The 20,548-nt window shown below is 52.9% G+C and carries 16 protein-coding genes, 1 tRNA gene and 1 pseudogene; 7 read left to right on the forward strand and 11 right to left on the reverse strand.

Features of this window, described 5'->3' with window-relative positions:
• Window positions 1–101: 101 nt before the first annotated feature.
• The 11 genes from RDM26_RS01110 to RDM26_RS01160 form a co-directional block, all read right to left on the reverse strand.
• Window positions 102–1,439, reverse strand: coding sequence for a phosphotransferase (locus RDM26_RS01110; protein ID WP_307737229.1), 1,338 nt, complete (start codon window positions 1,437–1,439; stop codon window positions 102–104).
• Window positions 1,429–3,336: a maltose alpha-D-glucosyltransferase gene (treS, locus tag RDM26_RS01115; RefSeq protein ID WP_307737230.1), complete on the reverse strand. Its 1,908-nt coding sequence runs from the start codon at window positions 3,334–3,336 to the stop codon at window positions 1,429–1,431. The genes RDM26_RS01110 and treS overlap by 11 nt, the downstream gene beginning before the upstream one ends.
• Window positions 3,337–3,362: 26 nt before the next feature.
• Window positions 3,363–5,660 (reverse strand): maltotransferase domain-containing protein, encoded by a 2,298-nt coding sequence (locus RDM26_RS01120; RefSeq protein WP_307737231.1) that lies wholly within the window; start codon window positions 5,658–5,660, stop codon window positions 3,363–3,365.
• Window positions 5,661–5,789: 129 nt separating this feature from the next.
• Window positions 5,790–6,455, reverse strand: a complete 666-nt coding sequence (locus tag RDM26_RS01125) for an ElyC/SanA/YdcF family protein (RefSeq protein WP_307737232.1) — start codon at window positions 6,453–6,455, stop codon at window positions 5,790–5,792.
• Window positions 6,456–6,459: 4 nt separating this feature from the next.
• Window positions 6,460–7,563 carry a tryptophan--tRNA ligase gene (gene trpS / locus RDM26_RS01130; protein ID WP_307737233.1) on the reverse strand — a complete coding sequence of 368 codons (1,104 nt, stop codon included), beginning with the start codon at window positions 7,561–7,563 and terminating at the stop codon, window positions 6,460–6,462.
• A gap of 359 nt (window positions 7,564–7,922) precedes the next feature.
• Window positions 7,923–8,714: an NYN domain-containing protein gene (locus tag RDM26_RS01135; protein WP_307737234.1), complete on the reverse strand. Its 792-nt coding sequence runs from the start codon at window positions 8,712–8,714 to the stop codon at window positions 7,923–7,925.
• Between the two features lie 108 nt (window positions 8,715–8,822).
• Window positions 8,823–10,004, reverse strand: coding sequence for a restriction endonuclease subunit S (locus RDM26_RS01140; protein ID WP_307737235.1), 1,182 nt, complete (start codon window positions 10,002–10,004; stop codon window positions 8,823–8,825).
• Window positions 10,005–10,359: 355 nt separating this feature from the next.
• Complete coding sequence (gene glgX / locus RDM26_RS01145) at window positions 10,360–12,609, reverse strand: glycogen debranching protein GlgX (protein WP_307737236.1); 2,250 nt, start codon at window positions 12,607–12,609, stop codon at window positions 10,360–10,362.
• 77 nt (window positions 12,610–12,686) lie between these two features.
• A complete protein-coding gene (locus tag RDM26_RS01150) occupies window positions 12,687–13,307 on the reverse strand; it encodes a hypothetical protein (protein ID WP_307737237.1) in 621 nt (206 codons plus the stop codon).
• The gene (locus tag RDM26_RS01155; RefSeq protein ID WP_307737238.1) at window positions 13,304–14,614 is read right to left on the reverse strand and encodes a hypothetical protein; all 1,311 of its coding nucleotides are present in this window, start codon (window positions 14,612–14,614) and stop codon (window positions 13,304–13,306) included. Before RDM26_RS01155 ends, RDM26_RS01150 begins: the two co-directional genes overlap by 4 nt.
• A complete protein-coding gene (locus tag RDM26_RS01160) occupies window positions 14,611–15,327 on the reverse strand; it encodes an ATP-binding cassette domain-containing protein (protein ID WP_307737239.1) in 717 nt (238 codons plus the stop codon). Before RDM26_RS01160 ends, RDM26_RS01155 begins: the two co-directional genes overlap by 4 nt.
• A gap of 194 nt (window positions 15,328–15,521) precedes the next feature.
• Between RDM26_RS01160 and RDM26_RS01165 the strand changes: the two genes are divergently transcribed.
• From RDM26_RS01165 to RDM26_RS01195, 7 genes and pseudogenes are all read left to right on the forward strand, one after another.
• Window positions 15,522–16,310, forward strand: coding sequence for an electron transfer flavoprotein subunit beta/FixA family protein (locus tag RDM26_RS01165; protein WP_307737240.1), 789 nt, complete (start codon window positions 15,522–15,524; stop codon window positions 16,308–16,310).
• Between the two features lie 9 nt (window positions 16,311–16,319).
• Window positions 16,320–17,303, forward strand: a complete 984-nt coding sequence (locus RDM26_RS01170) for an FAD-binding protein (protein WP_307737241.1) — start codon at window positions 16,320–16,322, stop codon at window positions 17,301–17,303.
• The gene (locus RDM26_RS01175) at window positions 17,303–18,562 is read left to right on the forward strand and encodes an aminotransferase class V-fold PLP-dependent enzyme (RefSeq protein WP_307737242.1); all 1,260 of its coding nucleotides are present in this window, start codon (window positions 17,303–17,305) and stop codon (window positions 18,560–18,562) included. Before RDM26_RS01170 ends, RDM26_RS01175 begins: the two co-directional genes overlap by 1 nt.
• Complete coding sequence (gene mnmA / locus RDM26_RS01180) at window positions 18,563–19,669, forward strand: tRNA 2-thiouridine(34) synthase MnmA (protein WP_307737243.1); 1,107 nt, start codon at window positions 18,563–18,565, stop codon at window positions 19,667–19,669.
• A 53-nt stretch (window positions 19,670–19,722) separates the two neighbouring features.
• Window positions 19,723–19,807, forward strand: a tRNA-Leu gene (locus RDM26_RS01185).
• A gap of 103 nt (window positions 19,808–19,910) precedes the next feature.
• Window positions 19,911–20,387 carry a peroxiredoxin gene (locus RDM26_RS01190; protein ID WP_022864920.1) on the forward strand — a complete coding sequence of 159 codons (477 nt, stop codon included), beginning with the start codon at window positions 19,911–19,913 and terminating at the stop codon, window positions 20,385–20,387.
• A 39-nt stretch (window positions 20,388–20,426) separates the two neighbouring features.
• Window positions 20,427–20,540: pseudogene (locus RDM26_RS01195) on the forward strand (terminase); the annotation flags it as partial.
• Window positions 20,541–20,548: the final 8 nt, after the last annotated feature.

Genomic DNA, 20,548 nt, shown 5'->3' on the forward strand with positions numbered 1-20,548 from the left:
TTCCTCAAAGTTACAAAGATTACAATTCTGTAACAAGTCTACCAGAATTTGAGGTTGATCCGCTAGTGTGTTCACCCTTAAAAACTTATTGTTTATGCTGGTTAAACCGATTGTGGTAAAAGTAGCATTAATGCTTCTAAGGGGATGGTTACCCAGTCGGGACGCTGCTCGGCTTCGTAGCGCACTTCATAGAGAGCTTTTTCCACTTCAAAGGCTCTCAAAACAACCAGAGCGGGGCCGGGAAGCTGCTCTTCTCCAAAGTATCCGGCCAGGAACGCCAGGCGGGCACGGTTAAGCCATTCTCCATCCGCACCGCCCTCTACGCGGGCGTAGTCAAATGAGCGCAGCATCCCGGCGATATCGCGCTCTACCTGGTCAGGAGCGGTACGTTCTTCTAAGGGGCGTAAAGGTTCACCCTCGAAATCGATAGCATACCAACTCTTCGAGCTATACAGGCACTGTCCTAGGTGATAGTCTCCGTGCACTCGTTGCGTAGGCGGTAATCCCCCCAGGCCAGTAAGTGCCTGGGCGAGGCGAGCGACTTCCTCCCCGATTTGAGGATGGTCTCGCAGTTGCGGATAAGCGGTCTCGGCCTGCTGATACTGGTTGCGCAAACGGGTAGCGAGCATAGTTCCCGAGGCCGGATCCTCGCCCTGTCCAAAAGCCTCCAAAAGGTGGCGGTGCATATCGGCGGTAAACGCTCCTAGCTGGCGAGCAAGCTCCGTGGGGTCTTCGCCGCTAGCGGCGAGCGAACAAATCAGCTTGAAACCATCTTGCGCTTGATCTAGGCGGATAGCCGCACAAGCGGTAGTGACCTCTTGTGGCTGACCGTCTTGATCCCAAAGACTAAGCTGTGAGTACCCGCGGGGCTGCGGCACCCCTTGCCAACCGGTACGCGCCAGCTCCAAGGGTACGGTCACTTCCGGGTTCGAACCGGTTACTAGCACCCGGAAGAACTTAATAATCGTCGGATATTTTCCGCCCAACAGCACCGAAGTATTGGATTGTTCCCCGGATAAAACTTTGCTTTCCAAACTGGCAGCCAAAAGGTTTGAAAGTAAATCGTCAGCTTCTGGTAATAGGGGCAAAGTGCCAGCTTGGTGGGTAGAGCGGATCCAATGCTGGACGTAGGCCGGGCAGTAGGGGCCGTCGACTAGGTATCCAGGGTGTTCCTGCGGACAGGAAGTGTGTCCAGCTATCCCTGCTCCGTTCCAATCTGCCACTAAGGCCAAGGGCAGGTGATACCAGATGCCGTGCGCTTCCAAAATCAAGAGTCGGAAATTCGGATCCTCGAGTTCGCGGTAATCCAAAACCCGCACCTGGGAGCGCTCCAGATGAGAGGGAAACCAGCGCCGCTGGATCAGATAGTCCCAGATAGTGTCGATAATAGCGTCTCTGCCAGGCCATTTAAGCTGGCTATTAGGGGACTCAGCGGTCATCTTGGTTCTCCTTTAACACCGAGAAATCTAGCGCCGGGTAAGGATAGGCGGTAGTTTCGGCGTCCGTGTCGGGTTGTGGGGCAGCTGCCGGGGTGGCGCTATGGGCGATCACCGGAACAGAGGTAGTAGTGGTTGGGGGCTCATTTTCTTCATCTTGCAGGTCTTGTGCCTGGTCAGGAGCAAAAAGCTCTAGCCAATAAAAACCGTGGCGGTTCAGAGTTACGGTGACGGTTTCATCCGCGCCTACTGCCGGGAACCAGCCGCCATCGAAAGCTTCCCGCAGACACCAAGTGGCCATCCCGGGCAAGGTTAGCCGCGCTGCTACCGCGCCCTCGCCCAGATTGTAGATGCAAAGCACTGTGGAGTTTTGGTCACGGCGAGTAAAGGCCAATACCGAGTCTTGATCTGAGCTTACCTGTGACAATGATCCTTGCCCGAAGCAGGTCAGGCGGCGGCGCAGATGAATGGCGTCGCGCAACCAGTGCAGCAAAGACGTGGGACGTCCCAGAGATTCTTGCACATTGATGGTGCGGTTATCCCAACCGGGAGAGTCAATCAAAGGAACCAGGAAAGACTCCGGGTCGGCGGTAGAAAAACCGGCGGTCGCGGAAGTGTCCCATTGCATCGGGGTACGCACCCCGAAACGGTCAGGGAGCCAAATATTGTCGCCCATGCCGATTTCGTCCCCGTAGTAGAGGAAGGGCGAACCTGGCATAGAAAGCAAGAGGGCGTGGGCGAGTTCTATTTTGCGGCGAGAACCCCCTAAAAGTGGCGCGAGGCGGCGGCGAATCCCCACATTTGCCCGCATCCGCGACTCGGGTGCATACCAGGAATACATGTTTTCTCGTTCCTGGTCAGTCACCATTTCCAGGGTGAGCTCATCGTGGTTACGCAAGAAAGTTCCCCATTGCGCACCCGCAGGCAGCTCCGGTAGCTCCGCCAAGATTTGCCGCAGCCCCTTGGAAGAGCCAGTACGTAGCGCCGCAAACAGCCGAGGCATCAGGGGGAAGTGGAAACAAATATGGCATTCGGGTTCGGTTTCGGTGCCGAAATAGTCAATCACATCTAGAGGAGGCTGATTGGCTTCGGCTACCATCAAAGTTCCCGGGAACTCGGCGTCCACCATTTTGCGCAGTTCACTCACAAACCAGTGAGTTTTCGGGAGGTTTTCGCAGTTGGTGCCGTTTTCTTCAAATAGGTAGGGGATCGCGTCCAGACGGAAACCATCCACCCCGGTGCGGCACCAGTAACGCACCACGTTCATTACTGCCGCTTGCACCGCCGGATTTTCAAAGTTCAAATCCGGTTGGTGCGAAAAGAAACGGTGCCAATAGTACTGTCCGCGTACCTCGTCATAGGTCCAGTTTGAGGTTTCGGTGTCGATAAAAATAATCCGGGCATCCTGGTATTCTTGGTCGCTATCGCGCCAAACGTAAAAATCCCCGTATTCGCCCTCCGGATCTTTGCGGGAAGCCTCGAACCAAGGATGCTGGTCAGAGGTGTGGTTGACTACGATATCGACCAAGATACGGATACCGCGTTCGTGAGCCGCCTCCACTAAGGCGGTGAAGTCCTCCATGGAACCGAAAGCCGGGTTCACATCGGTGTAAGCGCTAATATCGTAGCCTCCATCGCGCATCGGCGAAGGATAAAAGGGAGGTAGCCACAAGCAATCCACTCCCAGCCAGGCCAAGTAATCCAGACGGGAAATCAGCCCCTGGAAATCTCCAACGCCGTCCCCATTAGAATCCGAAAAAGCCTGGATCAACACCTCGTAGAAAACGGCGCTGCGATACCAGTTCGGGGTTTCCGCAGGGGAGGGAACCGCCTGGCAATCCCGGCGCGGAAGTAATAGTTTGCCCAGGTTGTCGTATTCCTCAGATATGGCTTCGCTCAACGAATACTCCTCTTAAATGCTTTAGTCTAGGAAGCTTCGATAGACATAATATGAGCAGGTCGATCAGAGGGGTTGAGTTCGAAATAGTTAGCTGCCCCCCAATCGTAGACTGTCCCATCTAGCTCGTCGCGTACTTTAAAGCAGGACGAGGACGAGCCACTGATCTTTAGCGCCGACAGATCCAAGTGAATGGCGCCAATCGCGGTATCGTGCGGATCCAGGTTTACTACCACGATCACGGTGTCAGCCACCCCGGTCGGAGATTCCCAAGCATCCAGGTGCCGGGAGAAACAGACTACTGACGGATGGGTAGTTTCATGAATCTTCAAATTCCGCAGGCGCTGCAAAGCCGGGTGACGGCGGCGAATCCCATTCAAAGTAGTGAGCAAACCCATCATTTCTTGCGCGGTTTCTCCGGAGTAATCACGTGGCTTGTACTCGTATTTTTCGTTATCGATTTGCTCCTCAAAGCCGGGACGCTGCACATTTTCAATCAGTTCATATCCGCTATAAATACCCCAGTTAGGGGAACCAGTAGCAGCTAAAACTGCCCGCATTTTGAAGGCCTGAATCCCGCCATCCACCATGACCTGGGTCAAAATATCGTGGGTAGTTGGCCAGAAAGAAGGCCGCATATAGGGGCTGGATTCCCAAGCCACCTCGTCGAAGTATTCTTCAATCTCTTTACGGGTGTTCCGCCAAGTGAAATAGGTGTAGGACTGATGGAAACCTACCTGCGCCAAAGTGCGCATCATCGCGGGGCGGGTAAACGCTTCCGCCAGGAACAACACTTCGGGATGCTTGTTGCGGAACTCCGCTAAAATCTCTTGCCAGAACTGTACCGGCTTGGTGTGGGGATTATCCACCCGGAAAATCGTTACTCCATGATCAATCCACTTTTGAATCACGTCCCGCACCGCGTTATACAAACCGCGATAGTCCTGATCAAAAACCAGGGGATAAATATCTTGATATTTCTTGGGAGGATTCTCTGCGTAGGCAATCGTTCCATCCGGGCGGTGCTTAAACCACTGTGGATGATCCTTCACCCAGGGATGATCCGGGGAGCATTGCAGCGCCAAATCCAGCGCTACCTCTAGACCTAGACCTTTCGCTTTCTTAACGAAGTAATCAAAATCGTCAAAATCGCCCAGATCAGGGTGAATAGCGTCATGGCCGCCCTCGGGGCTACCAATGCCGTAAGGTGAGCCGGGATCTTCCGGGGTAGCCTCCAAAGAATTATTACGTCCCTTACGGAAAGTAGTTCCGATGGGGTGAACCGGAGTTAAATAGGCGACGTCAAACCCCATAGCGGCAATGCGCGGCAAATCAGCGGCGGCAGTGCGCAAGGTTCCCGTATGCCAATGCCCTTCCTGATCTTTATAGGCACCGATAGAACGGGGGAAGATTTCGTACCAGGAACCGTAAAGGGCGCGTTCGCGGTCAACCCGCAAAGGATAGGTGCGGGAAGACTCGAGCAGATCCCGGAGGGGATGAGCCCGGAAGATTCCTCGAATCGAAGAATGAAGCCCCACCGACAGACGCTCTTGCACCGGACGCGACTGATCCCGCATAGCTTTGGCGGCATCCAAGAGGCGAGCGGCGCTCTTGGGATCCGGTGCTTGCTGGGCAGGATTATTTACCGCTTCCCCGTTAGCGGCACGTTCAAAAAGCCTGGCGCCTAGCTCAAACTCCATCTCTACATCTTGATCTGCCTGCACCTTAATGGAGGCTTCCTTTGCCCAGGTCTGATAGGGGTCACAGAAAGTGTCGACCCTAAAACTCCAGTCCCCAACGCCGGTGGGCTTAATCCAGGCTTCCAGGCGATCTAAACCGGGCGCGACATCGTACATCCGCGTCCGCATCGTTTCTTTACCCTGCGGATCGACCAATACCACTTCCGCCCCTAAAGCATCGTGGCCTTCCCTAAACACCGTGGCGCGCACGGGGAAAGATTCATTCTCGACTGCTTTGGCTGGCCACAGGCCGTCCTCGAAAACCGGTTCTACTTCGGTGACCGGGATCCGCGCCAGCCGAGCCTCGGGAGAAATAAGGTTCAAAGGTTTAAGGGTAGCCGCTTTGGGGGTGGCTGCTTTCGCGCGGCTGGCGCGCCGGCGAGGAACGCTGGTAGCAGTTTTAGTTTTACTGGCGGAGGCCGTCTTGGCTTTCGCGGTAGCGCCTGCCGGGGGAGTAGTGGTGGCGGCTTTGGCGTGCACCGCGGTTTTACGGGAACTGGTGGCGCTCACCTTAGAAGATTTAGCCCTCTGACCAGCTGAACTAGTAGTTGAGCGAGTTTTGCGGGAACGAGGCGTATCGCCGGCCATAGTGTCTCCTTATTAGACGGACTGCTTCCCCTCCAGCCTAACAAGCGGCAGTGCACCTCGCGTCCTTTCCGCTGTCAGCAAGCAAGAAAAGTGAGCGTAAAGTGCAGATACTTTGGACAAAAAACAGTTTTAACCATCGGTAGCAGAAGCCGGACCATCTAAGGAAATCTTAGGGCCGAGATAGGTGGGTTTTTGCTCGGTAAGCACCCAAGCAACATCCTTGGTGCGCGCCAAATACTCGCGGAGGTTACGTTCTACTTGCCCCCGATACGCATTACCGGCTGCACCTACTCCCCAAACCTCGATACCGCGACTTTGACAATCGTAGAGGGCGCGGGGCAGGTGATAGGGCTGAGTCACTACGATCGCGCGTTGTACCGAAAAAATTGCTTCCGCGCGATAAGCGGATTCATAGGTAGAAAAACCGGCATGATCAGCATAAATCACCTGGGGGCTAATCCCATGCTTAATTAACCACTGCCGCATCGCCTTGATCTCGTCATAGTGAACCTGACCATGGTCACCGCTAATCAAGATCTTTTTCGCCGCTCCTGCTTGATACAAATTCAAAGCGGTTTGCAGGCGGTGGGTAAGCATCGGCGAGGGCGAGCCATTAGGCTTTACCCCCGCTCCCAAAACCAAAATCACCTGGGCGTTTTTAGCCTTGGCCTCAGTTAAAGAAACCATCTGGTCTTTCGTTTGCTGCCAAACATAAATGTTGGTTCCAGCCACGATAATAGCGGCCAACACCACCAGAGTAATCACTAGTCGGATCAGTCCCCGTAAAGCACGCATGAGGTTAGTAAACCATGTTCATTGCCTGGCGAACCTCCGCCAAGGTCTGGTTAGCGACCTCATTGGCGCGTTGATTTCCGCGCTCTAGTACCTGCCACAAATAGCCAGGGTCAGCCAAGAGTTCCGCGCGCCGCGCCCTAATCGGGGACAGGGCGCTATCTAAAGCCTCCGTGAGTACCTGCTTCAGCTTGCCCGCACCCTGATCTCCGATTTCCTCGGCCAAAGCGCACGGATCCTGCCCGCTAGCTAGGCCGGCCAGGCGTAACAGGTTCGAAACCTCGGGGCGATTCTCGGGATCATAAGTAATCTGGCGCTCGGCATCAGTCTTGGCGCGTTTAATCAGCTTCGCGGTCTCATCACTGGTCATCCCCAGTTCGACCGTATTCCCCCGCGACTTCGACATTTTTTCGCCATCCAACCCCAAAATCAGGGCACCATCACCAGAAAGCAAGCCCTCCGGACGGGGAAATACCCGGTGGTCTAAATCTGATTTGCGCCGGAAGACCCGCTCGAAACGATCCGAAATTACCCGCGCCTGCTCCAAGTGAGGAAGCTGATCTTTACCTACCGGCACCAGGTTCGCTTTACAGAACAAAATATCGGCCGCCTGATGTACCGGGTAAGTCAGCAACAATCCCGACATAGGCCGCTCCGACGCCTCCAACTCTGCCTTCACCGTGGGGTTGCGGTGCAACTCCGCCTCCGTAACTAGCGACAGGAACGGTAACATTAACTGGTTCGCTGCCGGCACCGCTGAGTGCGTGAAAATCGTGGTCTTTTCCGGATCCAGGCCGCAAGCAAGATAGTCTGCCAGCATATTGAGGACACGCTCGCGAATCGGGCCAGTACCCTCCCGATCTGTAATCACCTGATAGTCCGCGATCAGAATCCAGGTTTCTACCCCGCGCTGCTGGATCGTGACCCGGTTCTTAATTGTCCCGAAATAATGCCCCAAATGCAGGGCGCCCGTGGGGCGATCCCCAGTGAGTACCCGGAACTTGGAAGGATCCTTGTCGATCGCCGCCTCAATCTCTTGAGATTTCAGCTCCGCGCGCTTCAAAGAAGCCGCATCAGTGGAATTTTCTAGTTTCTCGCCGCTTTCGCTCATGATTCCCAGTCTACGGTGCCAAGGATATTCCCGGAAAACCGGATGCAATCCTGCAGCTTTTCTTGTCAGTTGTGCGTGGAGGCGAGATTTTTCCTCCTGCCCAAGAATTCGGGAAACGTGGCCACGTTTTCCGAATTCTTATGCCCACCGCGCCTGCTCGGATAAAATCTCGCCCCCGGGTTCACTCGGAATAACTTTTACCCCACGCTTTCCCAATACATTGAAGCTGCTAGGTCTGGTTGCACTCGGGTTTTCGGGAATGAAGTTAAATAACAGAGTGTGTCGGCTGTTAGTTGCGAGTGCAGTTGATTTTCTGTTGCCTTGAAATTTGGCGGTAGTTCCGCGCCTGTAGGTTGTATTTATTGCTCTAAGTTGTCATCGATCAAGGTACTACCCGAATCAATATTTGACATTTGAGTTATATGAAGGGGATCTTTTTCGTTTTCTGGTGGTCTATTAACGCATTCTCTTACCCCATCGACATGCTCCGAAAGGCTGTCTGTAACATGTGCCCACATTGGATCAAGTAAGAAATCAATTCCGCCGCGTCGCGCATACTTAGCTGCGGGTACAAAGTCTGAATCCCCCGAAATCATGATTATTTGGTTGACTATTCCAGCCTGAGCGAGAGAAGCAATGTCCAGACCCATGCGCATATCAACGCCTTTTTGGGTAATGTCAAACCCAAAATCTTGTTCGGTTAAATCATCGACCGTCTTTCGTCCTGCGCATAAATCCTTCAGTGGCGCAGGCTTTAAAAAATACCCGCGTTGGGTTTCGAGTTCCTCACCTCTACGGAACGCGACTTTGCGTTTGCGTATTAGTGCGGTGAAAAAATCATTTGCCCATCTATACTGGTCGCTTTTTCGTAGATTAACTTGTTTTTTCAACAGAGGATGGTAAAGCACCTTATCGGAGGGCGGGCAATCGTAGTAAAACACTCTGTACAAATTGCTACGCGATTCACGAATATGGCGGCGACAATATGCCATCAATTCATCTGCTCGATCCTGCGGTTCTTTATCTCCGAAAAGAAAATGAGCCCGTCGTCTGTAGAATCCGCCATCTACCATGATGGCGGTGATTAATGGGCGGCGTACAATTTGTAAATCTTCTGGTCTTTTGCCGTTGGCAGTGCTGTGTTTCGTCAATGTTTGCGCGAATCCTTGGGGTGAACGAAGCTCCTGTCATCGGCACTCTCCTGATAAGTGGAGGGTCAACGGCAGGAGCCCTTTCCCTTCATGATACCCCTATTTTCGTTATGATGCAGTTGCTCTGGACAGGTTTGCCGTGCGCGAATTGTTGGGGGCGAAAGTTAGGAGTTGGTCGCGGTAATACTCGTACTGTTTACGTCGAGCCGCAATTTCTGCCGGTAAACCAGAAGAAAGATCATTTACCAGAGCATCAAACTTATCCAGAATGGCAACAATGCGTTCCTGCTCCTCCAAAGATGGAACGGGGATTTTATATTGTTTAATAATTGTCGCATTGATGTTTGATTGTGAACCCCGTCCCAAGGATTTTAACTGCTCGTAATTGTTTGCAACTATGTGAAATACATATCGATAGTTAGCGACAGTTGAATTAATTTCTAAATTGCAACAAGCCTGATTTGTAGTCAAAGCTATTTTAGCTATTGCTGTTTTTGCAGCCGTAGCACCATACATAGCTATTACTATGGAATTTTCTTTTACCCAGTTAGCTGCAGAATTCTGTAATCCGAGTTCAGTAATTGTCGCAGACGTTTCAAATATTTCGTTAAAGTTAATGTCCTGTGTACGCAGCCAAGGAATGCTTCCACCGAAATAACCAGGAACATTACGTTTTGGAGTACCTCCAGAAGAAACCTTTGTGCAAACATCGGTCAGCGGCAGGAGTTTTACGTTGTCTTCTCCTAAACGATTGGTGAGATTCTCCAAGGTTAAAAGCGAGTCGCGGTAGTACTCGTACTGTTGGCGACGAGCTTCTAGCTCCGTAAAAGAATCTAAAATCCGTACGATCTCATTTTGCACTTCCAGTGGCGGCACTGGAATCTTTAACTTGGCGATATCTTTCGGATAGACATGGGGGACTCCGCTTCCCTTCTTCAGGGAATGTAAGAATTCCTGTTTATTCTTCAACCAGTGGTAAAGAAAACGTGTATCTAGTTGAGGATCAGTGGTGATACTAAAAGCATCTGAAACAAAAATTGGCGAGTCCCAATACTGAACAAAGCCGGCGTAAGCGCCCGAACCGGCAACCGTTAGCAGCTCGCCAGTTCGGTTTGATTCGTTGTGCCAATAGGCGGGGCCTCTGCCACCTGCTATCACCGGGATATCTCCAGGAATAGCAGTTTTCTTAGATATGTACTTTCCCCGCTCTAGTGTCGCAACATCGGATATTAGCTTCTCATCCACGCCGTTGGGGCAGAGGTGGGAGATTAGGTCTTCTACTCGGCTCATGCGGTTACCTCTTTGTTTAGGGTGCTGCTGGCGCTTTTGGGGATTGGTGTTTGCGCTGTTGCAGCTTGCAAGGTGAACCTCCCGATAATCGCGACCTCGTCCTATATCGTACAAAGTTACTAAGCATCTAGCGGTAAATTTGCCGCCGCTGATCTACTTCACTGACAGATATTTGCAGGTTCGCGCGGGGGAGAGATTTTATCCGAGTGGGTGCGGTGGGCATAAGAATTTGGAAAACGTCGCTACGTTTTCCAAATTCTTGGGCGGGAGGAAAAATCTCGCCCTCGTGCGCATAGTAAAATCCCCACGATGTCCATATATCGTTAAGGATTTTTTCTACCAGGAGCGGGAATGATTAATCCCCGCTGGAGTCGGCTAGGAAAAGCTTGATTGACAGTGGCTCCAGGAAAATATCGTCGCCGGCGAGGTTGAATGGGGGAGCTTCCGCTTCTGGTTCGGAAACCGCAGAATCCCAAATTTCTTGATAGGCGGTTCCTCGTCCCGGAGCTAAGCGCACATGCTTAGGATCTAGCGTCCCATTGAAAACCGCCAACAAATCCTGATCCCCGTAGGGGCGTCCCGAACGGAGCATCTGGAAAACTCGGCTGGCCGGATCATGCCAGGCGCGATCACCCATCAGCAGTCCCACCTGGTTATACCAGGAAAGATCAGGGATGCTATCTCCCGGATGTCGCTGTCCGCTCAAGTAGTTTGCGGGCCGGAAAACTGGGTGTTCACGCCGCAAAGTAATCAGCTTTCGTACTGCCACATAAAAGTCTTTTTGCCAATCCACCAGTTCCCAGTTCAGCCAGGTAGTTTCATTGTCTTGGCAATAGGCGTTATTGTTGCCGCCTTGCGTGCGGGCAAACTCGTCACCAGCCAGAATCATCGGGGTACCCGCAGAAATAAATATGGTGGTAAACAGGTTAAGCGCAGAGCGCACCCGGGCATTTAGCAGTTCCGCCAGTGGAGAGTCGCCATCTAAAGCCAGTTCCTTTTCAATACCGAGCTGGAATGCGCGCCCTTCACTACCGTGATTCCAAGACAGGTTGTTGGGGGATCCGTCCCGGTTATTCTCCAGGTTCTCTTCGTTATGTTTATGGTCGAAGCTAACCAAATCCCCCAAGGTGAAGCCGTCGTGAGCGGTTACGAAGTTAATCGAACAGCGGGGAGGGCGCACGGCCGGGACATCCCCAACCCCATACATGTCTTGGGAACCAGAAAGCCGGGAAGCTAGTTCAAAGGGGGGAGCACCGCGAGATTCTCCCCGCGACTGGGCGCGCCCATCGGCAATCCAAAAACCGCGGACAGTATCGCGAAAACGATCATTCCAAGTAGAGAACGGTAACGGAAAATCGCTGGTACGCCAACCGTCAGGTCCCACGTCCCAAGGCTCTGCGATCATTTTCTTGTTCCGTAAAACCGGATCATCTAGGCAGGCCTGGAAGAAAGGATGGAAACGAGTGAAATGTTCCTCGCCCCGCCCGCAGGTAACACCCAGGTCAAAACGGAAGCCGTCGACTCCCACATCGCCTGCCCAATACCGCAAAGAATCCATGATCATTTGGATCACTCGCGGATGCGCAGTATTCAAAGTGTTACCGCAGCCAGCATAATCGATATTGCCACCTTGGGAATCCAGGCGATAATACATAGCGTTATCGAGGGCGCGCCAAGAAAGTGCCTGACCGTCGCCTCCGCCCTCGCAAGTATGGTTATAAACCACGTCGAGCAGCAGTTCGATTCCATTTTGGTGCAGGATCGAAACCATACCTCGGAACTCATCCAATACTGCCATTGGCCCGAGCATACGGGCATTCTTAGTGGCATAGGAAGGCTCAGGTGCGAAATAGGACAGGGTAGAGTACCCCCAATAGTTACTTAAACCTCGCTCGTTTAGGAACGCTTCCGATAGTTTCGCGTGCACCGGCAATAGTTCGACTGCAGTGATCCCTAAATCTTTTAAGTAGGCGATAGTGGCCGGGTGTGCCAGTCCCGCATAGGTTCCTCGTAGCTCTTCGGGTACTCCGGGCAGTTGCTTGGTTAGCCCTTTCACATGTGCCTCATAAATAACGGTATTTTCCCAAGGGGTGGCCGGACCGGGCGTTACGTCAAACTCTTTACCGGTGACCACTCCGCGCACGGTATAGGGAGCCGAGTTGGTGGGGTCTAGCTCGAAAGGATGTAGCGGATAGAGCTGATCATCGGTTTTATGGGCGTAGGTTTGACTGCAAAGCTGTACGTTTCCACTGATAGCGCGAGCATAGGGGTCGAGGGCGAGTTTATAGGGATTAAAAACGTGTCCGCGTTCCGGATTCCAAGCCCCCCAGGTGCGAAGACCATAGTAGGTGCCGGCCAATACCCCGGAAACATGGCCATGCCAGATACCATCCACCGGGCCTAAGAGACGATAACGAGTTTCGGGAGCGGTTGGTTCCGCGGAAGTAAAAAAACAGATTTCCACTGCCGAGGCATTCGGGGCTACCACCGCGATATCCACCCCGTTGCCTTCTAGGTGTACCCCCAGGCGGGTCGGATCAGCGGCACCGTCATGCACATAGGGGCTGGACGGCCTAAAAAAGTCGTCTATTACTGGTCTTGACACGTAGCCAATCCTATCGGCTGGGGTTCGATAGAGCTATTCCGCTAGTTAAATAAGTTTTCGTCAAACAGGTAGTTTTTCTACTTGCATGATGGTATCGAGCCTTTACAGTATGCAATGAATAGGGTAATAGAAAATAGTATCCCTACTACCGGCCAACAAGTATGCCAATTTTTAGCGGTGGCGAATAGTTGCGCGGTAATACCGGCAGGAAAGAGGTGCTGGGTCACCACGATAGTGATGAAAACTAATGTTGGTATAACTATGGATGCTGCTCTACCGGCTAAAAGTAGGGCGAGCATGGACAGGGAACCCAAAATGATAGGGGTGCCGAGAAAACCGATTATGCCGGGAAGCTGATAGCCCAGTTCGCTCCATTTGATGCGTAAATACCAGGTGATAGGGGGTAGGCAAGGGCTAATAATCACTAAAGCGGTGAAAGTGCTGTGGATCGCCCGACGGGTTGGGGGAGCTTTAAGCTCAGCTTTATTGAAATGCGGCTTGGTAATTGTAGGGAGAAAACTGGCAGCAATGAGTGCGCATATCTCTGCGATACCTACTGCGCGGGCAGGAAACCCGGCTTTCACGCTAACCCCGATGTAGGTCATGGGGAAAGATAGGGAAAGTATGGATAACGTAATCAGGAACAACGCGCCCACGTAGGCGTTGCGGGCGTGTAGGAATCCATTAACGGTGTTCATAGCGTTTTGTTTTTCAGGGAGCAGGAGGTGATGAGCTGATTTTGGGTGTGCAGGAAGGAGTTAAGTTCCCTCTCGCTCATGTGCGCAAATGTGGAGTTTACCTCCGGAGAAATATGTTCGGCTAGATTGGGGTATTGGGCGCGCTGAAGCAGCTCATGGGCGATTGCAGAATTGAGGTCGTGGCTTTCGATAGTTTTTGTCTTGTCGATGCAGCGGTCGGTGGTAGCCGCGCTCACCACTTGCCAAGCAATGCTTTCTTCCAGGCTATTAGCAACGTTTTCGCTATCATATGGACCGGAATCAATAATGATGAAAGCCTCGCTGTTTCTCGGTAAATCCTGTTCAACAGCGGCATCGTCGCTAATGGTGGTTAGTAGAGAACTGATTCCCACCTTTTGCAGCCGGGTGATACTTTTTTGTATCGCAGTGCGTGCTGGCAGGTTTTGTTCATGTAGACAGACCTGGAGCTCTTGAATCTTAAAGCAACTGGTTTTCACCGGTCGGTGAACGGTTAGTAATTCTGGTCGCCATATAAATGCGCATCCGATCAGCGCAAGGGCGCATACTACGGGAACTATTTGGGGGAGTACAAGACTTCTCTGGCGTGCAGATGAACCTGGGTTTTTGCCTGCAAGCGGGAAACTTAATACGCTGTAGCCTGCTAAAAGCAGCGTGCAGGCAAATATCAGCGAGAACACTGCTACTGCCGGATTGGTTTCAAAACGAGCCGAGCCTGCTACCTGGTGAACCGGAAATAGCAGAGCCAAAGGACGCAGTGCTGGTTCTGAAATTATTGCCATTAGAGCGAAAGTAGCGACCGATATCAGGGGTGCTATATAGATTCTTTTTATTGCCAGTCCGGTGAAAAAACCGATAGCGACTAGGGTTATAACCCCAGAAAAAGTGACCAGTAAGCTCGCCCACGATAGACTTCCACCGCTCCCGTAACGGCTAGTGAAGTAAAGCAGTGGGGTGCAGCCAAGAAGATGCCCGGTAAAAGCAAATGCAACGATGATTCCCAGTTGTCGCATGGCGGTTTTAGATCGCATTTTACCGGTGCTATTGACCTGAAAAATTCCTTGTCTAGGCCAGATCATGATGGCTATGGCGCTGCTTGCACCTGCTAGTAGAGAACCAGGAATCCACAAAGCATCGTGAAGAAAACGGTTAGTTTTTGACCAGAGGAAATAATCTGCCTGGAGGGCAGAGATGGAGGCGATGAAAGCTCCCGTCGCCATCATCACGAATACTAAAACTAGAATAGTTTTTGGGATTGGCCACCAAGTTAGATTCTGTTTTAGCTTCATACGACTGACGCTTTCAAAGAATCATTAACTGCCTGGTCATAGGCGCGCTCGATTGCGGTACTGGTGACGCTGTTTTCGCCGGTAAATCGGTGGACGAAATCGCTAACTGAACCAGCGAAAAATGAAGTCCCTCCGCTGAGCAGGACAATTCTTTGGGCAATTTGGGTAACGTCCTCAATTAGGTGGGTACTTAAAAGTATGCAACGGTTTTTTGATAGTTCAGAGATTGTTTGCCGCAAATGATAGCGGTGCGAAGGATCTAAACCTACTGTTGGTTCATCAAGGAGTAGTAGTCGAGGATTGTCGATTATTCCTACCGCTAGGGCTACTCGTTGCCGTTCTCCGCCGCTGAGAGTTCGCACCCGACGTTTCAGTAGTTTTTCTAAAGATAGGGCATCAATAACTTGCTTAACGCTTTGTTCTTGGGAGTCGCCATTTTTCCCGCACAGCCACGCGGCATAGTTTAATACTTGAATTACCTTAGCTCCCGCGGGCATTTCAGAAGATTGCGGGACGTAGCCGATTTTATATTGTTCAGGTATCTGGATATTTCCAGAAGTTGGGTGCAGCGCGCCAGTAATACATTTAAAAAGAGTTGGTTTTCCAGCACCGTTCGGTCCTAAAAGTACCGTCACGCCCTCTTCAACCTCGAAGGTGACATTAGAAAAAACGGGGTGCTTGCGGTAGGCGAAAGAAAGATTATCAATAACCAAAAAAGCAACCTTTCATTGGAGAACCGGGTGCTAACCGCAGGTAGCAATCTAGGTGGATTACCAAAGGCATCACTTGAACAGATGTAATAAGTATATAGGTGACGACAGTAACATTTGACGAAAAACTTCCTCTGTGAGCAAAGAGGACGTGCTGGCTACTTTTTCACTGGGAAAGCTTGTGGCAAGGTAGAAGTATGAGGATTGTCGTAACTGTAAAACATGTACCCAACCCGCAATCTGAGCGGCGAATCGAAAACGGTCACGTGGTGCGCGGAGAAGAAGATACTCTGAACGACCTGGACGAAAACGCCATTGAGGCGGCGCTCAGCGCGAAAGTGGCAGTACCGGAAGCCGAGATTATTGCCCTTACTATGGGGCCGGAAGGGGCAAAGAAAGCCCTGCTGCGCGCCCTCCAAATGGGGGTAGACCGGGCATATCACCTGTGCGACCCGGCCTTGGCGGGCTCGGATGTAACGGTGACTGCCCGGGTGCTAGCGCGGGCAATCCAAAAAATCGGGGACGTGGATTTAGTGGTTTGCGGAAGTTCTTCCCTCGATGGGATGACTTCCATGCTGCCTGGAGCTTTGGCAACCACCCTGGGGTTGCCGGTAATAACCGATGCTTCCGAAGTTAGTTTCAGCGCCGAGGCCGTGGAAGCCACCAGTTATCAGGTAAGTACGGCTTTGACTTTACGGGCAGAATATCCCCTGGTGCTTTCGGTAAATGATGAAGCCAACCGGCCACACTATCCCGGATTTAAAGAAATGTTGGCGGCGAAGAAGAAACCGGTAGAGCAATGGGACTTGGCGCAGCTAGAGCTTAGCCCTAAAGAAGTAGGGGCAGCTGATTCGGGCACAGAAGTCTTGGATGCCCAGCTTTATAGCCAAGAAAAGAACCAGGGAACGATTGTTACCGACTCGGCAAACGCTGGCGAAGCACTAGCCGAATACCTGGTCGAATGCGGTTTTGCGCAGAAGAAGTAGGAGGAAATCGTGAGCGAAAAAATAGCAAAAGACGTCCTGGTTTTTGCCCACCCGGATGCGGCTCGGCCACAACATTTATCGGTAGCGGCCGCGCGCCTGATTACCCTGGCGCGCGAAATCACCAGTGGCAAGGTAGTGGCGCTCGCGCCCTCCTCTATTTCTCCTCACCATTTTTCCCAGGTCGGGGTGGCGGCAGTGCGCTATTTTGATCCGGAAGAAACCGGAACCTGGCAAGTGGGGGCAATCCTGGCTGACCTGGTGGTTTCGGCGGTTGGTACCGGAGATTTTGGGGCGGTGCTGCTGCCTTCCACCTCCTGGGGGCGTGACGGAGCTGCCCAGAGTGCGATCCTTTTAGATTCGGGGGCCAGCACCGATGTGACCAGCCTAAAAGTGGCTGGCGGGAAATTGATTGCCGGTAAATCGGTACTCGATGGCACCTGGGAAACCAGCTACTATATGCGTCGCGGGATTCCAGTAGTGGCTATGCGGACTACTGCACTTTCTGCGGTACCGGTAGCCGAAGCCGGCGAAGTAGAGACCGAGAATCTGCCGGTTCAGCTACGCGACTCCACTAAACGGATCCAAGTAGTCTCTAGGGAAGATACCGGATCTTCACACGCGGGACTAACCGAAGCGCCAGTAGTAGTATGTGCTGGTCGTGGCGTTAACGGCGATTTTGGTCCGGCCGAACAGCTAGCCGAGATGCTGGGAGGCTCTGTCGGTGCTACCCGCGTGGCTTGCGAGCAAGGCTGGATTGACCGTGCCGCTCAAATAGGACAATCCGGGATTAGCGTTGCCCCCAACCTCTATATCGGGATGGGAATTTCCGGGGATCACCACCACGTGTGCGGGATTCGCGGGGCCAAGAAAATCGTAGCCATCTGTGATGATCCGGAGGCGCGGATCTTTGAAATGGCAGACTTTGGGGTAGTTGGAGACCTATTCACCGTAGTCCCGGATGCCCTCTCTAGAATCAAGCCGCTGGACGCATAGTGCAGCTAACCTACCTCGATAACGCGGCCTCCGAGCCGCTACGCCCGCAAGCGTTAGCGGCTATGAATGAGGCTGCTGCTAGCCTTGCCGGAATCGGGGCTAACCCGTCTTCTGCGCATGCGGCGGGACGTAAAGCGGCCGCGCTGCTAGAAACTGCGCGCTCCCAGATAGCGAGGGCGCTAGGCGCCGAACCGGCAGAGGTTATTTTCACCGGGGGCGGCACAGATTCTTGCGCCCTAGCCTTACGCGGCCTGGCTAGGGCAGCGCGCCGCCAAGATCCCCGCCGCAACCAAATAGTGATTAGCCAGGTAGAGCATGATGCCGTTGGGAGTAATGCCCGCGACTTGGCAGCAGATGGATTCGAGCTGAAAGTGCTTCCAGTTACTTCCCAAGGGGTAGTTGATTTAGAGGACGTGCGCAGCCTTAATCCTGCCACCGTGGCAGTACTGTCGGTGATGAGCGTGTGTAACGAGAATGGCGTTATTCAGCCTCTTCGCGACATCTGTCAGATTGTGCGGGAAAAAGAACGTAAATACGTACCGGAAAATGATGCTGTTCTTCCTGAAATATCTCTACCTGGTAATACTTCCAGGAAAAGTGCAGATAAAAGCCGGATTGCTATCCACACTGACGCGATAGCCGCCGCCGGGCGCCAAGAAATAAACTTCGCCAAATCGCCCGTAGATGTCCTTTCTCTCGCCTGTCACAAAGTGGGCGGTCCGGCGTCCTTGGGAATTCTGCTAGCTCGCCGGGAAGTAAACATTGCTAGTGACCGGCTGGGAGGCGGTCAAGAGCGGGCGCTTAGAGCTGGTACTCAAGATGTGATCGCTGCGGTAGGGGCAGCGGCAGCTTTTACGGCAGCCCAGCAGGAAATGGCAGAAACTACCCGCCGTCACCAGCAGTTACGAGAAAAACTATTACAAGGAGCGCTAGCAATACCGGGAGTAAAACTAGCTAGCAAAGCCCCGGCAGTACCCGGCATTGTCCAGTTTGTGCTGCAAGGTGCAGAAGCCGAAGGGCTGCTATTTGCCCTGGATCAGGCGGGAATCTGTGCTTCTGCCGGGTCAGCTTGCCACACCGGGGTAGCCCGCCCCTCCCCGGTACTATTAGCGCAAGGCTACAGCGAACAGGACGCCCTCGGATCTTTACGGATATCTTTTGGCTGGTCCACCCGGAAAGATGACGTAGACCGGTTTTTACAGGCACTACCGCAAGCCCTAAGTGCCTCCCGGAAACTAGCAGAGCGGGAGAGGAAATAAATGAAAGTATTAGCAGCGCTCTCTGGTGGAGTAGATTCCGCGGTCGCCGCCGCCCTCGCAGTCGAGGCCGGACACGACGTTACCGCCGTACATATGGCGCTAAGCGCTAACCAGACCCAAAACCGTTGCGGCTCGCGCGGATGCTGCACGGTAGAAGACGCCTCCGATGCCCGCCTGGCTGCCTCCATGCTGGGGATACCGTTTTACGTGTGGGATATGGCGGAAACCTTCGAACAAACCGTAGTAGAAGATTTCCTCAATGAATACCGCCGGGGACGCACCCCCAACCCCTGTGTGCGCTGCAACGAGTTCGTAAAATTTAGGGAACTTGCTACCCGCGCCGATGCCCTGGGATTCGATGCGGTGTGTACCGGACATTACGCGCGTGTGATCACTGGGCCAGCTGGAGTAGAACTACACCGCGCCAAATGCATCGAAAAAGACCAATCCTACGTATTAGCGGTAATGGGGCGGGAAGCTCTCGAGAAAGTGATATTCCCGCTAGGGGAGTATGAATCGAAAAGCCAGGTGCGTGCAGAAGCCGAGCAGCGCGGCCTGCCCATGTCTGCCAAACCAGATTCCTACGATATTTGTTTTATCGCGGATGGGGACACTCGCGGATTTTTGCGTTCCAACCTGGGCAGTAAAGCCGGAAAAATCGTGGACACAGAAGGTAAGGAAGTGGGAACCCACTCCGGCGCCTATCAATACACTATCGGGCAACGCAAAGGGCTAAACCTGGGTCGGCCGGCTGCCGATGGTCGCCCTCGCTACGTACTAGGTACCGATATGAAAACCAATACGGTAGTAGTCGGCGCCAACGAGCTACTCAGCGTAGATGCCATCACCGCCACCGGCGCGGTGTTACTGACTGAGCCAGATGATCCGGCACTATCCGGGCAGGCAGAAGTAACTTTGCAGTATCGCGCCCACGGGAGCGAAGTACCAGCGAAAGTGTACCTAGAGGCAGACGGCACCTTGCGCGCTCAGCTGCTCACCCCCACCCGCGCGGTCGCCTCCGGACAATCCCTGGTGGTCTATGTCGGAGATCGCGCAATCTGTGAGGCAACTATCGAAGAGGCGTTTCGGCAGGAAAAGGGGCAGTAGCCAATTCTGGGACTGGAAAGGGCAGTGCTCCTTAGGTTAATATATTCAAGCCAGCGCGAGTGGCGGAATTGGTAGACGCGCTAGATTTAGGTTCTAGTGTCTTACGACGTGCGGGTTCAAGTCCCGCCTCGCGTACCAGCTATAGCGGCTCTGACCAGCTTAAATAAAATGGTAGAGTTTAAAACAATACTGCGTTTCGGCGCTAGTATCTCTACGTTTAACTATTTAAGAGGGAGTGTCCATGTCAGAGTTAACCGCAGGTCAAAAGGCTCCAGATTTCACCTTGCCTACTGATCAAGGAACAGAAGTGAGTTTGCAAGGACTCTTGGAAGAATCCGAAAAAGGGGCAGTTATTTATTTCTATCCCAAGGCTTCCACCCCGGGATGTACCACTGAGGCCTGCGATTTCCGCGACTCTTTGAACTCACTAAAGTCAGCCGGATATGCGGTGGTAGGGATCAGCCCCGATAAAATGCCAGCCCTAGAAAAGTTCCGGGACAAGCAAGAACTGAACTTTCCCTTAGCCTCCGATCCAGAACGCGAAGTAATGAGCGCCTGGGGTGCCTACGGGGAAAAGAACTCCTACGGGCGCCTGGTAAAAGGGGTAATCCGCACCACCGTCGTAGTAGGCAAAGACGGAAAAGTGGTGTTAGCGAAATATCGGGTACGTGCCAAAGGCCATGTGGCTCGCTTGCGTAAAGAACTGGGAATCGATTAGCTCTCGGTAGAAGGCGAGGGGGAACTTTAGGGTTAATACCTGATTGAGGCCTACGCCCAGCCTTTCGCCCGGTATGTGCAGTGTGAGCAGGCGATCTCCAAGTTCGGTTTGCTCGGCAAGCACCCGACCACGGGGGCTGCTATCGCTTCCCCGTAGATCGG

The organism is uncultured Varibaculum sp., assembly GCF_902489465.1.
Taxonomy (GTDB): Bacteria; Actinomycetota; Actinomycetes; order Actinomycetales; family Actinomycetaceae; genus Varibaculum.